This is a genomic window from Sphingomonas sp. (assembly GCF_013812825.1).
Lineage (GTDB): Bacteria > Pseudomonadota > Alphaproteobacteria > Sphingomonadales > Sphingomonadaceae > Sphingomicrobium.
This window is the reverse complement of the sequence record NZ_JACCSU010000046.1, coordinates 1-13,340: the sequence shown is the minus strand read 5'-3', so window position 1 is coordinate 13,340 and position 13,340 is coordinate 1. Positions and strand designations below refer to the sequence as shown.

Sequence of the window (13,340 nt, the reverse complement as noted above, 5' to 3'; positions counted from 1 at the left end):
ATATACTCCCGCGGCGGGCTGGGCGCAGGCGGTAACGTACAAGGAGCGCGTGCTTGGCGAGACCGCACGCGGCTCGATTGGTGTAGTGTTGGGCGGCGATGCGAGTTGCGCGACGGGCGGATTTTGGGCGGCGCTAACAATTGCAACGACGCAATCGTTGCCGATGCTATTCTACATCGAGGACAATGGTTATGGCATCTCGGTGCCGTCGTCATACCAGACGCCGGGGGGCGACATCGCCGCCAATCTGTCGGGCTTTTCGGGGCTGACGATCTTCGCTGGTGACGGCACCGATCCCGTCGAGGCGGCGCGGCTGATCGGCGAAGCAGTGGGCCATGTGCGCGGGCGCAAGGGGCCAGCGCTGGTCCGCCTGACCGTGCCGCGGCTGGAAGGACATAGTTTCCAGGACACGCAGACTTACAAGTCCGACGCGACGGTCGAGGCCGAATGGGCGCGCGACCCGCTGCCCAAATTGAAGGCGTTCGCGAGCGATCTCGACTGGGATGGACTCGAGGCCGAGGTGGCAGCGGAGGTGGAAGCGGCGCGCGAGGAAGCGGAGGCGCGTGGCATATCCTCGCCCGAGCGGGTCACCGCGAACGTCTTCTTCGAGGGCGAATACCAGCAGGTCGGCGGCCGCGCCGGGCTCGATACGGCGTCGGCGGGCGAGGCTGCGCCCGAGGGGCAGCGGATCAACATGGTCACCGCGATCCGCCGCACGCTCGACCAGGAGCTTGCCGCCAATCCGCGCGTACTGGTGTTCGGCGAGGATGTCGGGCCCAAGGGCGGGGTCCATGCGGTCACGCTTGGGCTGCACGACAAATACCGCCACGACCGCGTGTTCGACACCAGCCTCAACGAGGAGGGGATCATCGGCAGGGCGGTGGGGATGGCGCTTGCCGGGCTGATGCCGGTGCCCGAAATCCAGTTCCGCAAATATGCCGAGCCGGCGACCGAGCAGATCAACGATTGCGGGACGATGCGCTGGCGAACCCACAACCGCTTCGCCGCCCCGCTGGTGCTGCGCGTGCCCGGCGGCTTCTTCAAATGCGGCGACCCGTGGCACAGCCAGACCAACGAGGTGCAGTTCGTCCACAGCCCCGGATGGCTGGTCGCGGTGCCGTCGAACGCCGAGGATGCGGTCGGGCTGCTGCGAGCGAGCCTTCGCGGCAACGATCCCGTGCTGTTCTTCGAGCACCGGGCAATGCTCGACGATGCGTGGGCCCGGCGGCCGTGGCCGGGCGACGATTACGTGCTTGCCTTCGGCCGCGCAAAGAAGGTGCGCGAGGGCGATTCGATCACCATCGTCACCTGGGGGGCGATGGTGCCGCGCTGCGAGGCCGCGGCGGCGGGCGTGTCGGCGGATCTCATCGACCTCCGGACGCTGATGCCGTGGGACCGCGAGATGGTGCTCGACAGCGTCCGCCGGACGCGCCGCTGCCTGATCGTTCACGAGGACCTGCGCACCGGCGGCTTCGGCGCCGAGATCGCCGCGGTGGTCGCCGACGAGGCGTTCCTCGACCTCGATGCGCCGATTGCGCGGGTGACGATGCCCGACATTCCAAGCCCGCATCACCCGACGCTGATGGAGGCGGCGCTGCCGTCGGTCGAGCGGATCCGAGCCGAGATCGACCGTCTGGTGGGGTTCTGATGCAATTCGTCTTTGCGAGAAAAGCGAAGCAATCCAGCTTTGCGGCCGTGGGTTGCCGCGTCGCTGACGCTCCTCGCAATGACGGCTTGGGGGAGCCGTCATGATCGAAGTCCGGGTCCCCGACGAGCAGGAGGGCACCAAGGCGGTCGTCCGGGCGTGGCTTAAGCGGATCGGGGAGGCGGTCGCCGAGAACGATCCGCTGGTCGAGCTCGAAACCGACAAGGTGACGCAGGAAGTGCCGGCGCCCGCCGCCGGAGTGTTGGCGGAGATTGTCCTCGATACCGACGCGGAGGCGGTGCCGGGCGCGCTGCTCGGGCGGATCGATTCAAGCAGCTCCCCGGCGCAGGCCGGGGCCCAGGAGCGCGTCAGCGCTGCTTCGCATCGCCCTGGGCCCCGGCCTTCGCCGGGGAACATGGGTGGGGAGGATCGGCTGTCGCCCTCGGTCCGGCGCGCGCTTCAGCAGCACGGGATCGACCCGTCGCGCATCCAGGGGAGCGGCCGCGGCGGGCGGATTACCCGCGAGGACGTCGAACGCGCGCTCGAGGGTGCGGCGGCGTCCGGCTTCGATATTCCGCACGACCGGATGCGGCTGAAGATCGCCGAGAACATGGTCCGAGCGGTCGCCGAGGCGCCGCACGTCACCGCGGTGTTCGAAGCCGATTTTTCCGCGGTCGCCGCGCACAAGGCGGGCCAAGCCAAGAAGGGCGTCAAGCTCAGCTACACCGCCTACATCGTCAAGGCCGCCGCCGAGGCGATGGCCGCCGCTCCGGCGATCAACGGCCGCTGGGAGCAGGACCGGATCGCGGTCTCGCCGACGATCGACATCGGCGTCGGCACCGCGCTCGGCGAAAAAGGCCTGGTGGTGCCGGTGGTCCGCGACGCCGGGAGCCTCAGCCTCGAGCAGATCGGCGACCGGCTCGACGACCTCACCCGCCGAGCGCGCGACGGCAAGCTCAGCGGCGGCGACGTATCCGGGGGCAGCTTCACCATCTCCAACCACGGCGTGTCGGGCTCGCTGCTCGCCGCGCCGATCATCCTCCACCAGGGCCAGGCGGCGATCCTCGGCATCGGCAAGCTCGAAAAGCGAGTCGTCGTGCGTGAGGTCGACGGCGAGGATGCGATCGTCATCCTGCCAATGGCTTATGTGACCCTGACCATCGACCACCGGGTCGTCGACGGGCACCAGACCAACGCCTGGCTGGCGCGCTTCGTCGAGATCCTCGAAACATGGCCGAAGCCGTGACCGGGCCGAAGCCGTGACCGGGCGCCGCCGGCCCGGCAGCGACCGGGTTTTCATCCGCCGAGCGCTGATTGTCATCACCCTGGTCGCGGTGGCATTCCTCTTGTGGCAGCTGCGCACGCTGGTGCTGATGCTGTTCGGAGCAGTGGTCGTCGCGACCATATTCCGGGCGCTCGCGGATCTGATCCGCAAGCGGACCGGCGTGCCGGATGGAGTGGCGATCGCCCTGTCGGTGTTGTTCGTGCTTGGACTGATCGCCGGCTTGGTGGCGCTGTTCGGGGCGCAAGTCACGGCACAGGTTCATACGCTGACGGAGGCGCTGCCGGCGGCCTGGCGGTCGTTCGAGCAGCAGATACAGCGCATGGGTTTCGGCGAGCAACTGGCGGGCATCATCGAGGGCACGCGCTCTGGCGGCGGCAACACGTCGAGCATTGGCCGGCTGGTGATGTCGATCGGGGGTGGGATCGCCGATACGCTGATCGTCGTCTTCGGCGGCGTCTTCCTCGCGGCCCAGCCGAACTTTTACCGCGTGGGAGCGATCAAGCTGGTGCCGCCGGGCAAGCGCGCCCTGGTCACCGAAGCGATGCTCGACAGCGAACGGGCTCTCCGGCTGTGGCTCAGGGGACAGCTCGCCGCGATGGTGGTCGTCGGCTTGCTGACCGGTTTGGGCCTGTGGCTGATCGGCGTGCCGTCGGCGCTGGCGCTCGGCCTGCTTGCGGGGCTGCTCGAGTTCATCCCATTCGCCGGCCCTGTCATCGCGTCGATTCCGGCGATCTTGCTGGCCCTGGCCGTGGGCCCGGATCTGGCGCTGTGGACCATCCTCCTCTACGTCGGAATCCAGCAGGTCGAAGGCAATCTGGTGCAGCCGCTGGTGCAGCAATATGCCGTTGACCTGCCACCCGTCGTCTTGCTGTTCTCGCTGCTCGGCTTCGGGATGCTGTTCGGTGCATTGGGCATCATCCTCGCGGCACCGCTGACGGTCGTGTCCTACGTGCTGGTCAAGCGCCTTTATGTGCAGGAGGCGCTGGGGACGAGAACTCCGATCCCGGGAGAGGACAGGACGTAGCCGGGGCGCGGCAAGCTCAGGCGGTCGAGTCCGCCTTGAACCTTTGCGCTTCCTCCGATCCGCCGGTCGCGTCGCCGGGACTGTAGCTGTGCGCTCCGGTGCCGGCGAGCCGGCCGCCCTCGACGATCAGATATTCGTCGCGGATCGGCCGGCCGTCGAAAAAGCATTCGAGGATCTCGCGAGTGCCCGCCGCGTAGCGCGCCTGGGCCGACAGGCTGGTGCCCGAAATGTGCGGAGTCATTCCGTGGTTGGGCATCGTCCGCCACGGATGGTCGCGCGGCGCCGGCTGTGGGAACCAGACGTCGCCGGCGTACCCCGCGAGCTGGCCGCTTTCGAGCGCCGCGGCGACCGCGTCGCGGTCGACGATCTTGCCGCGCGCGGTGTTCACCAGATAGGCGCCGCGCTTCATGCGCCCGATCATCGCCGAGTCGAACAGGTTGTCGGTTTCGGGATGGAGCGGGCAATTGATCGTCACGACGTCGCATAGCCGGACCATGTCCTCGACGCTGTCGTGCCATTCGACGCCGAGCTCCTGCTCGACATCGGCGGGCAGCCGGTGGCGGTCGAAATAATGCAGATGCATGTCGAACGGCTTCAAGCGCCGAAGCACCGCGCTGCCGATCCGCCCGGCGGCGACGGTGCCGACGTGCATGCCCTCGACGTCGTACGAGCGGGCGGCGCAATCGGCGATGTTCCAGCCGCCCTTGAGCACCCATTCGTGCGACGGCAGGTAATTGCGCACCAGGCTGAGGATCATCATGACGACATGCTCGGCGACGCTGATCGAGTTGCAGTAGGTGACTTCCGCGACCGTGATTCCCTTGTCGATCGCCGCCTGCAGGTCGACGTGGTCGGAGCCGATCCCGGCGGTGATCGCGAGCTTGAGGTTGCGCGCCTTGGCGATGCGCTCGGCCGTCAGATAGCCGGGCCAGAAGGGCTGCGAGATGACGACGTCGGAATCGACCAGCTCGCGCTCGAACTCGCTGTCCGGCCCGTCCTTGTCGGACGTCACGACCAGCCTGTGGCCGGCGCCTTCGAGATACTCGCGCAGGCCGAGCTCGCCCGACACGCAGCCCAGCAGCTCACCGGGCTTGAAGTCGATCGCCCTGGGGGTCGGCAGAGCCTGCCCATCGGGATAGCGCTCGATCGTGGGAAGGTCGCCGCGCGGGTAGGAGGACGGCATCCCGTCGACCGGATCGTCGTACAAAACGCACAGGATCTTGGCCATCGCGAGCTGCCCTCCGGCCGGGAGTTGGAGGATGCGAGGATAGTCGCCGGTTGGCGAAGAGTCGAACGTTTGACGGCGTCGGGCGAAGGGTCAACCCTTTCGCACCTTCAGCGGAGGCGGCACGCCTCGGGCGCCCAGTGCCACGATCAGATCTTCGATCGCGTCCGTCGCGCCGACCAACGCGGCGGACGATTTGCTGCCGATGCCCGCCGCGATCCGGGTTTCCACGTCGAACGCGATGTCCCCCAGTGCCTCTTTGCCGACCATCCCCGCGGTTCCGGCGAGGAGATGGGCGATGTTTCGAGCTTCGGTCATCAGCGCCTTGAGCTTGTCCGGGCTGGTCCTCGAAATCTCCTCCTGAATCGCGGACAGCCGCTCGGCCGATAGCCTCAACCTGGCTTCGACGCGGCGCTCGAAGAGCGCGCCTCGTTCGGGCGGCGAGACGGCGGCCGTGCTATCCGCGGCGCCTCCCCACCGGTTGATCATTCGCCGCAGCGCCTCGATTCCAACCGGCTTGGCGAGATGGTCGTTCATGCCGACCGCCGCGCACTGCTGCCGTTCCTCCTCGAAGGCGCTGGCGGTGAGGGCGATGATCGGAATCGTCGCGGCGCGGCCGCCGAACGCCCGGATCGCCTGCGTCGCGGTGAGGCCGTCCATGACTGGCATTTGCAGGTCCATCAGGATCAGGTCCCAAGCCTGAGGCTCGGCTTCGAGCCGCTTGGCGAGCTCGACAGCCTCGGCCCCGTCCGAGGCGAGCTCGAACTGGTGGCCGAGCCGGGCGAGCATCTCGCTGAACAATTCCTGATTGATGTCGACGTCCTCGACCAGCAGGATCGACGAGTGCCGAGACTTCATCTCGACCGGCACCGCTTCCTTGCGGAAGGCCGTGGGATATTCGGTAGAATCCGGCGCCTCCGGCGCGGACGATACGACCAGCGGCAGCACCAGCGTCATCGTCGTGCCCTTGCCGAGCACGCTTCGGACCTCGATGGTCCCGTCCATCATCTGGGCGAGTTGGCGGCTGATGCTCAGGCCGAGCCCCGATCCGCCAAACCGGCGCGTCGTGGTCACCTCCGCCTGGACAAATGTGTCAAAGATCGACGCCGTGCGGTCGGGGTGAATGCCGATTCCGCTATCGGTGACGGACGCGCGCATCGTTTCCCGGCCGTCGGTGCCCGGCTCACGGGCGATCGTCACGGCGATCGATCCGCGGTGCGTGAACTTGATCGCGTTGCCGATCAGGTTGAGCAGGATCTGGCGCAGGCGCAGCCCGTCCACCAGCAAGTGCGTCGGGAAGTCGTCGGCGATCGACAGCGACAGCGACAGCCCCTTTTGCTCGGCCATCGGATTCATCAGCCGGACACACTCCTTGATCCCGTGGCGGGCACTGTATGGAGCTTCCGCGATTTCGAGCCGGCCGGCCTCGATCTTGGAAAGGTCGAGGATGTCGTTGAGCAGCTTCAAGAGCGCGTTGGCGGAACTCTGAACCAGGCCGAGGTGGCGCCGCTGGGCAGCATCGAGATCGCTTTCAAGCAACAATTCGACAAAGCCCATCATGCCGTTCATCGGAGTCCGGATCTCATGGCTCATGTTGGCCAGGAAAGACGCCGTCGCGGCCTTCGCTGCCTCGGCGTCGCGGCGCGCGGTCTCGAGGTCGGTGACGTCCGAGATGACTCCGAACACCTGGCTGGTCTCGCCGCGCTCGTTGCGTGCGCACACGCCGTACGATTTGACGTAGCGGACCGAATTGTCGGGCCGGCGGATGCGGCACGCGAATTCCCAGTCGACGCCTAGTTCCACGGCCTGCGCCGTGGACGTGCGCACCAAGTCTGAGTCATCGGGATGAACAACCGCCAAAACCGTTTTCAGATCGTGGTCGGCACCCTCCGGCAGAGCGCAGATTCGAACGAAGCCGTCGGAACATTTTACCGCCCGACCGGGCAATTCCAGCTTCCAATAGCCGACGTGCCCGGCCAGTTCGGCCTGTCGATACTGCGATTCGCTTTCGGTGATTGCGGCTTCGCGGCGCTGGCGCTCGACATCGCCGCGGTAGAGCACGACCGCGCAGCCACCGACCAAAACGAAATTGACCATCACGCTGGTGATCAGCGACATCGCCACGGCCGCCTCGGTGCCGTAATAGCCGGCGCGCTCGCCCGACAGCCCGATCATACTGACGATCACCGGCACCAGCACCGCGAGCGGAAGCGCGATCCGGGCAAGCGTACCCGCAGGTCCGCGATCACCGAAGATCCGCATCAGGCCGACATTGGGATTGGTGGTGAGAATGGCGATCGACGAGGCGAAGATGACCAGCGCGGTCGAGAGCGCCATCGCGATGAATTCGTGCACCTGGTAAAGAGCGACTTCGTCAAGAGCATAGCCGACCAGCGCCGCCGAGGCGGTCACCGCCGCCAGCACGCACAGACATTGGGACAGCAGGATGACCGGCGCGCGGAGCGAATGGCTGGTCGCGAGGCCCAGGCCGATTGCCGCCAAGGCAAGCGCCGTATTCGGAGCCATCCGGTTGGCCGGTGAGCCGCCCATCGGCACGAGCTGATCGGCAAAAATCAGCTCGTCGATGCCGACCGGCAAGCCGAACATCAGTTGGCCCAGCTTGGAAATGCCGATGAAGGCCGTCATTCCCCCGAGCCACGCGACTTTCGTTCCATGGCGTGCGGCACGCAGAAGCAGTCCAGCGGAGACCATCAGAATGCTCACGGCCGTCATCGGGTTCATGGCAATCGAGTAGGAAAGGATTTTCGTCAGCGCTGGAGTGCTGGTGATCCAGCCGAGCAGTACTGTCGTTGCGACGGCCGTTGACGCGATGGCCGCGGACAATTGAAACGAGGTCATGGTCTCCGGCCTTGGTTGGCGCATTGCAAGCATGATCTCTATCCAATCGGGTTGAAGCTAAAGCTGGATCGCGATTGCGGTTTGAAGCTGCCGCAAATCGGCGCGGACTGACCCGGCTGCCCCGTGTCGCCGCCGCGACTGCCACCGGCGACTTACATAGATGCGGCCTGCAGCCGGCACTCGGCCTCGAGGATCAGGCTCTCGATCCGCTCGACCAGCTCGGCGAGATTGAATGGCTTGCGCATGTAGTCGGTGGCGCCGGCGCGGAAGGCGATCTCTTCATCGGCCTCGCTTCGGCGCCCCGTCAGCATCAGCACCGGCGTGTCGAAGCAGCTCGTCGACGCGCGCATTTTCCGAAGCACCTCTGTTCCGCACATGGTGGGCATCCCGCAATCGAGGATCACGAGCGCGGGGCGCTTGACGGTGACGACGTCGACGACGTGACGCCCGTCGTCGAGCGTGCCGACGACGTGGCCGCGTGGGCGCAGCGCGTCGGCGACCATTTCGACGATCAGCTCGTCATCATCGGCGATCAGGATCAACGCCACCGGCGGCGTCCAGCGAATATGGGCATGCGCAAGTCTTGGTCGGCCATCGCGGCTGTTCACCTGTTTAGCGGGCCAGCGGTTCGACCTGCCTAGAAGATGAGGCGGCGAATAAACGCGAATGGTTCAGACAAAGTAAATTAATACATCCGAACTGGACAAGTACTCGCACCATTATTTGGGGTAGTCTTCTGTGCCGTGACCACCAACGACTGGAGTAGAGCGCAAATCGGTTAGTTGAAGGTCCGATTCTGACTTTGTTGTCGCTCTCGGCCGCGGGTCACGCTGCCGGCCAATCGGTGGCGCACCCAAGAGGACAGCCCCAGGGGCAACGCGCTGCGGGGCGCCCACGGCGCGGGAACGGGAAGCGGCTGACGATCCTGCTGGCGGCGCGACCTAAAGGCAGGATTCCACGGAGGAGCGAAACCGCGCCTCAAACGGCTTCGGAGCCCACACCTGAGCGACGCCATTGTCATAGATTCGAAGCGATAGCTGAGGCGCATCGCGGGAGGTGATGTGAGCGCGATTGCCTCTCCTCACGAGGGCGACAGATCCCAACGTGCCTTGCAGGCACTGCGCGACGGCCTTCGGCAGCTTGGCCGTCGTGTAGGTCGCGACGGGAGTCGACGATCGGAAGCCGGCTGGCGAGGTCGTGCAGCCGCCAAGAGCGATGAATAACAGTAGCGAGTGGCGCATGCCGAGCTCCGGATGGAGGCGATCGAGGATTCTACTGCCGCTGCGACGCCAGTCATCTCGATCCGTCATCTTGCCCCTCCCGTCGCCAACGAGGGGTGAGTTTAACGGGTTGCCGTCAACTTGGCATCCACCCCTGGATGCGCCTCGTCAATGTTCTGCTCTGTCTGGATGCGGGCGCTCGGCGATGCAAGATCAAGTGCGACTCATGCTTTTGTACGTTTGACTCTGCGAGCAGGCTGTGGAGCCGGATCCGGTGCTGGTTGCGATGTTTCGCTTGTGGTGACGATGCTGCTGACATCATCGTCTTCCTGAGCGACGACGATCGTCTCTTGGCCGTCAGCTCCCCGCAAGCGCAGAATGCGGCGGTTCTGAACGCTACGCCATCCGACCGCCACGATGATTGCGAAGACGGCGAGCGCGAAGACAATCGCCATGAAACTTGATGCTGACTGGGTCACTGATCACCCCCTTCGGATGTAGGTACGCAAACCGTTTGCGCTCAAGAAGTTAATAGTGTGGGCTGGTTCGGCGCTGAAGCCAGTGTGGACAGCCCCCGGGGGGGACGCACTGCGGGGCGCACACGGGGCGGGAACGAGGAGCGGGTGACGATGCTGGCTCCGCTCCGTACGACTCGTGCCGAGCATCAGCTAAGTCGTTGATTTTTTGGCGCACCCAAGAGGATTCGAACCTCTGACCTCTGCCTTCGGAGGGCAGCGCTCTATCCAGCTGAGCTATGGGTGCGTGCCCGCCCGCTTAGCCGCGCCCGCGTTGAGCGGCAAGGAGCGGCGATCAGCGGCAGTATGGATCGAGAAAGCGCCGGAGGCCGACGTGAAGCTGTTCGCGCGCCCGGCCGACGACCATCCCGACGTGGCCGGCGGCAATCGGCACGGTTTCCCCGGCGGGCGCGGTCGCGGCCGGTGCGATGCGGTCGCGGCCGGCGGTGAAATGGAGCGCCGGAACGCCCATCCGGTCGGTGATCGTCGTTCCGGAAATGGTCCAGCCGCCGCTTCCGGGCGTGTCGGCGCCGAAGAATTGCTCGATCAGCTCGGCCGCGGCGGCGCACGGCAGCGGCTCTCCCTGGTTTGCCCAATCCTCCAGCTGCACGAACCGGCGCGCCTCGGCGCCGGCCGGATCGAGCGTTGCGAACCGGGCGAACTTGGTCACGGTCCGCTCCGGGTCGAGCGACCAGAACGCGGCCTGGAGGACCTCCATCGGCAGTGCCCCAAGCGCCTGCGCGGCGCTTTGCGAATGGCGCCACATCCGTTGCACATTCTCCCGACTGTCCGCCGGGTAGGCCGAGAAGCTCCACGGAGCGGCGAGAGTCACCACCCGCTCGACCGGCGCCAGGTTCGCGGCGGCGATCGCCATTGTCCCGCCGAGGCAATAGCCGACCAGCGCGGCCGGCTCGCCGAGCTCGCCGAGCAGTGGAAGCAGCAGCTTCTCGACGTGGTGCGAAACGTCATGCTCCCCCCGCTCGCGCGCTTCGCCCCAGTCGAGCAGCAGCACTCGGCGGCCCATTGCGGCGATCGCCGCGGCCAGCGACACCTCGGAGTCGAGATCGAGGATGTGCGGCGGGTTGATCAGCGAGGGAACGAGGATCGCGGGCGGCCCGCTGCCGCCGTGGTCGCGCAGGCGCACCGGCCCGGCACGAGCGACCTCCGGCCGAGGTGGGACGGGCGCCGGCCGCGGCGCCCGCTCGTAGGCCGACAGGCCATCGAGCGCCGCGCGGCCCAGCTCGGGGTCGCGCTCGGCCATCATCCGCACCAGCTCGAGGAACAACGGCAGCGGGCGCGGCGCTCGTTCGGGCGCCGGTTCATGTTGCAGTGCACGCCTATGTTGCAGTGCGTCGGGCTCCGGTAGTAGGTTGCCGTGACGGTCTCGGGAGCGGTTCATGGCGAAGTCTTCGGGCAAGGCGACAATCAAGAAGTACGCGAACCGGCGGCTATATGACACCGAAAGCTCGACTTACATCACGCTCGACAAGCTGGCGGACATGATTCGCGAGGGCCGCGAGTTCGAGGTGGTTGACGCCAAGACCGGCGAAGATATCACCCGCCACGTGCTGACCCAGATCATCGTCGACGAGGAAGCGCGCGGATCGACCATGCTGCCGGTGAATTTCCTTCGGCAGCTGATCGGCCTGTACGGCAATTCGATGCAGGGCATGGTGCCGCAATATCTCGAGGCGGCGATGGAGGCGTTCCAGCGCAACCAGACGGTGATGCGCGACGCGTTGGGCGGCAATGTCCTGGCCGACCTGGCCAAAAAGAACATGGAGATTTTCGGTGAGGCAAGTCGGGCGTTTACTCCGAAACCCAAAGCCGAGGCCGACAAGAAACTGCGCGATGCAGAAGTCGAGAAGCTCCGCGCCGAGCTTGCCGAGCTGCAGGCCAAGGTCGACCGGCTGGATCGCTGAAGGCATGATTGGCAAATTCTTCGCGGCGCTGATTGCGCTGGCTCCCGCTGCCGCCGGCGCCCAGACCGCCGCGGCCGCGGCCGCAGTGGATTTCAATACCGTGGGCGCGGCGCCCGGCTCATGGGCCTATCAGACGATGCCTGGCGGAAGCATGGCGCGGTTCGTCGATGCGACCGGGACTGCGCGGCTGGTGCTTCAATGCAGCCGGGCGACGCGGCGAGTGTCGATTGCGGTCACCAGCGCGCAATCGGCGCCAAGTCTTTTGGTGTGGACCAGCAGCGCGTCGCGCAACCTGCCGGCGAGGTTCGAGCCCAATGCGATGCGAGTCACGGCCGAGCTGGCGGCATTCGATGCATTGCTCGACGCGATCGCGTTCAGCCGCGGCCGCATTGCAGTGACGATGGCGGGACAGGTGCCGCAGGTGGTGCCGGCGTGGCCCGAACCAGCACGAACGATCGAAGATTGCCGAAATTGAATGGCAATACAAGACTTGCGTTCCGGGCGATCAGGACTCATGTTCGACTTGGCTTCAACGCAGCGAAAGGAGGTGATCCGATGTCTCATGGTTCAGCAGAGGGGTCGGTCCAAAACGTTCGCGAGGTGATGCTTTAGCCTCACCTGCAACGGCTGGAACCTCCGGCCGCTGACCATGTCGAAGGGGATCGCTGCTTTGCCGGCGGTCCCCTTTTGCTGTGCACTGCGATCGCGTACGACCGCGCGCATCTCGCGCAATTCCGATGCGCGTCGAACGCACTTGCACCAAGCGCAACGGGAACTGTTACGCCGCTGAAGTGTCTTTCTCTCGTTACAACGGGAGGATTCTGCAATGGCGAAATCGAGCACGACAAAACGTTCGTCCAAATCGTCTTCACGATCCAGCAAATCGACGGTCGATAAAATCGCCAAGGCGGCGATGAGCCGCGAGATGATTGGAGCGGGGCTTGCCGCCGCAGCGGCCGCCATCAGCGCGAGCCCAGCCGCACGGCGGAAGATTCGCGATGCCGGCCTCGACGCAGCGGATTCAGCATCGCAGGCGGCCAGCAACGTGATGTCCAGCGCAAGCAAGCTTGGTGCGTTGATCGCCGAAGCCGTCGCCGACGCAGCGCAGCGCGTCATGTCCGGCAAATGGTCGGACGACGATGGCGGCACGGCGCGAGCGAGCTCGTCCGGCCGGTCAAAATCGAGCGGAACGAAACGCTCCGCGGCCGGCGGCGCGCGCAAGACATCGACCGCGCGCAAAAGCACCACGCGCAAGACCGCCACGCGCAAGACCGCCGCGAAAAGCAGCACCGGCGGAGCGCGCAAGAGCAGCACGGCCGGCACTCGCAAGACCGCTGGCGCGCGCAAGAGCAGCACGACCGGCACTCGCAAGACCGCTGGCGCGCGCAAGAAGACCGGCACGCGCAAGACGACGGGAACGCGCAAGACGACGGCTGCGCGCAAGACAACGGGCACGCGCAAGACAGCCGGCGCCCGTGCGACGACCGGCGCTCGCAAGACCAGCACGACGCGCAAGAAGCCGTCCACGCGCAAGACCAGCGCAAGCTCAACGCGCACGACGACCCGCAGCAGTACGGCACGCAAGCCCGCGCGTTCGACCAGCGCTCGCCGCGGCGGCGCGCGGACCGGCGGAACCACTGGCGGC

11 protein-coding genes and 1 tRNA gene are annotated in these 13,340 nt (G+C 66.2%); 5 read left to right on the top strand and 7 right to left on the bottom strand.

Translation table 11 applies throughout. The features are described 5' to 3' along the window. Positions 1 to 49: 49 nt before the first annotated feature. The 3 genes from H0T81_RS06545 (at position 50) to H0T81_RS06535 (ending at position 3,954) form a co-directional block, all read left to right on the top strand. Positions 50 to 1,648 (top strand): transketolase C-terminal domain-containing protein, encoded by a 1,599-nt coding sequence (locus H0T81_RS06545; protein WP_294011126.1) that lies wholly within the window; start codon positions 50 to 52, stop codon positions 1,646 to 1,648. 100 nt (positions 1,649 to 1,748) lie between these two features. Then, positions 1,749 to 2,891 (top strand): 2-oxo acid dehydrogenase subunit E2, encoded by a 1,143-nt coding sequence (locus H0T81_RS06540; RefSeq protein ID WP_294011124.1) that lies wholly within the window; start codon positions 1,749 to 1,751, stop codon positions 2,889 to 2,891. A gap of 13 nt (positions 2,892 to 2,904) precedes the next feature. Next, entirely contained in the window at positions 2,905 to 3,954 is a 1,050-nt protein-coding gene (locus H0T81_RS06535) for an AI-2E family transporter (RefSeq protein ID WP_294011122.1), read from the top strand. 16 nt (positions 3,955 to 3,970) lie between these two features. On the opposite strand, the gene H0T81_RS06530 is transcribed toward H0T81_RS06535, so the two are convergent. From H0T81_RS06530 to H0T81_RS06505, 6 genes are all read right to left on the bottom strand, one after another. Beyond that, positions 3,971 to 5,182: an NAD-dependent formate dehydrogenase gene (locus H0T81_RS06530; RefSeq protein ID WP_294011120.1), complete on the bottom strand. Its 1,212-nt coding sequence runs from the start codon at positions 5,180 to 5,182 to the stop codon at positions 3,971 to 3,973. A gap of 90 nt (positions 5,183 to 5,272) precedes the next feature. Beyond that, positions 5,273 to 8,038, bottom strand: a complete 2,766-nt coding sequence (locus tag H0T81_RS06525; protein WP_294011118.1) for a hybrid sensor histidine kinase/response regulator — start codon at positions 8,036 to 8,038, stop codon at positions 5,273 to 5,275. A gap of 152 nt (positions 8,039 to 8,190) precedes the next feature. Continuing rightward, positions 8,191 to 8,586 (bottom strand): response regulator transcription factor, encoded by a 396-nt coding sequence (locus H0T81_RS06520; protein ID WP_294011116.1) that lies wholly within the window; start codon positions 8,584 to 8,586, stop codon positions 8,191 to 8,193. Positions 8,587 to 9,482: 896 nt separating this feature from the next. After that, the gene (locus H0T81_RS06515) at positions 9,483 to 9,737 is read right to left on the bottom strand and encodes a hypothetical protein (protein WP_294011114.1); all 255 of its coding nucleotides are present in this window, start codon (positions 9,735 to 9,737) and stop codon (positions 9,483 to 9,485) included. A gap of 206 nt (positions 9,738 to 9,943) precedes the next feature. Continuing rightward, positions 9,944 to 10,020 (bottom strand) — tRNA-Arg (locus tag H0T81_RS06510). A gap of 48 nt (positions 10,021 to 10,068) precedes the next feature. Beyond that, on the bottom strand, positions 10,069 to 11,172 hold the full coding sequence (locus H0T81_RS06505) for an alpha/beta fold hydrolase (protein WP_294011112.1): 1,104 nt from the start codon (positions 11,170 to 11,172) through the stop codon (positions 10,069 to 10,071). On the opposite strand from H0T81_RS06505, the gene phaR reads away from it, so the two are divergent. Both phaR and H0T81_RS06495 read left to right on the top strand, forming a co-directional pair. Continuing rightward, positions 11,171 to 11,695 carry a polyhydroxyalkanoate synthesis repressor PhaR gene (phaR, locus tag H0T81_RS06500; protein ID WP_294011110.1) on the top strand — a complete coding sequence of 175 codons (525 nt, stop codon included), beginning with the start codon at positions 11,171 to 11,173 and terminating at the stop codon, positions 11,693 to 11,695. The genes H0T81_RS06505 and phaR overlap by 2 nt on opposite strands. A gap of 4 nt (positions 11,696 to 11,699) precedes the next feature. Next, complete coding sequence (locus tag H0T81_RS06495; RefSeq protein ID WP_294011108.1) at positions 11,700 to 12,170, top strand: hypothetical protein; 471 nt, start codon at positions 11,700 to 11,702, stop codon at positions 12,168 to 12,170. Between the two features lie 92 nt (positions 12,171 to 12,262). Here the strand turns inward: H0T81_RS06495 and H0T81_RS06490 are convergent. Then, positions 12,263 to 13,340, bottom strand: a 1,078-nt coding sequence (locus tag H0T81_RS06490) for a hypothetical protein (RefSeq protein WP_294011106.1), incomplete at its 5' end; no start/stop codon positions are given.

Bases quoted from the DNA above. Each gene is read 5' to 3' on its own strand.
- H0T81_RS06540 (WP_294011124.1), top strand. From the start codon at position 1,749: ATGATCGAAGTCCGGGTCCCCGACGAGCAGGAGGGCACCAAGGCGGTC.
- H0T81_RS06530 (WP_294011120.1), bottom strand. From the start codon at position 5,182: ATGGCCAAGATCCTGTGCGTTTTGTACGACGATCCGGTCGACGGGATG.
- H0T81_RS06525 (WP_294011118.1), bottom strand. From the start codon at position 8,038: ATGACCTCGTTTCAATTGTCCGCGGCCATCGCGTCAACGGCCGTCGCA.
- phaR (WP_294011110.1), top strand. From the start codon at position 11,171: ATGGCGAAGTCTTCGGGCAAGGCGACAATCAAGAAGTACGCGAACCGG.
- H0T81_RS06505 (WP_294011112.1), bottom strand. From the start codon at position 11,172: ATGAACCGCTCCCGAGACCGTCACGGCAACCTACTACCGGAGCCCGAC.
- H0T81_RS06495 (WP_294011108.1), top strand. From the start codon at position 11,700: ATGATTGGCAAATTCTTCGCGGCGCTGATTGCGCTGGCTCCCGCTGCC.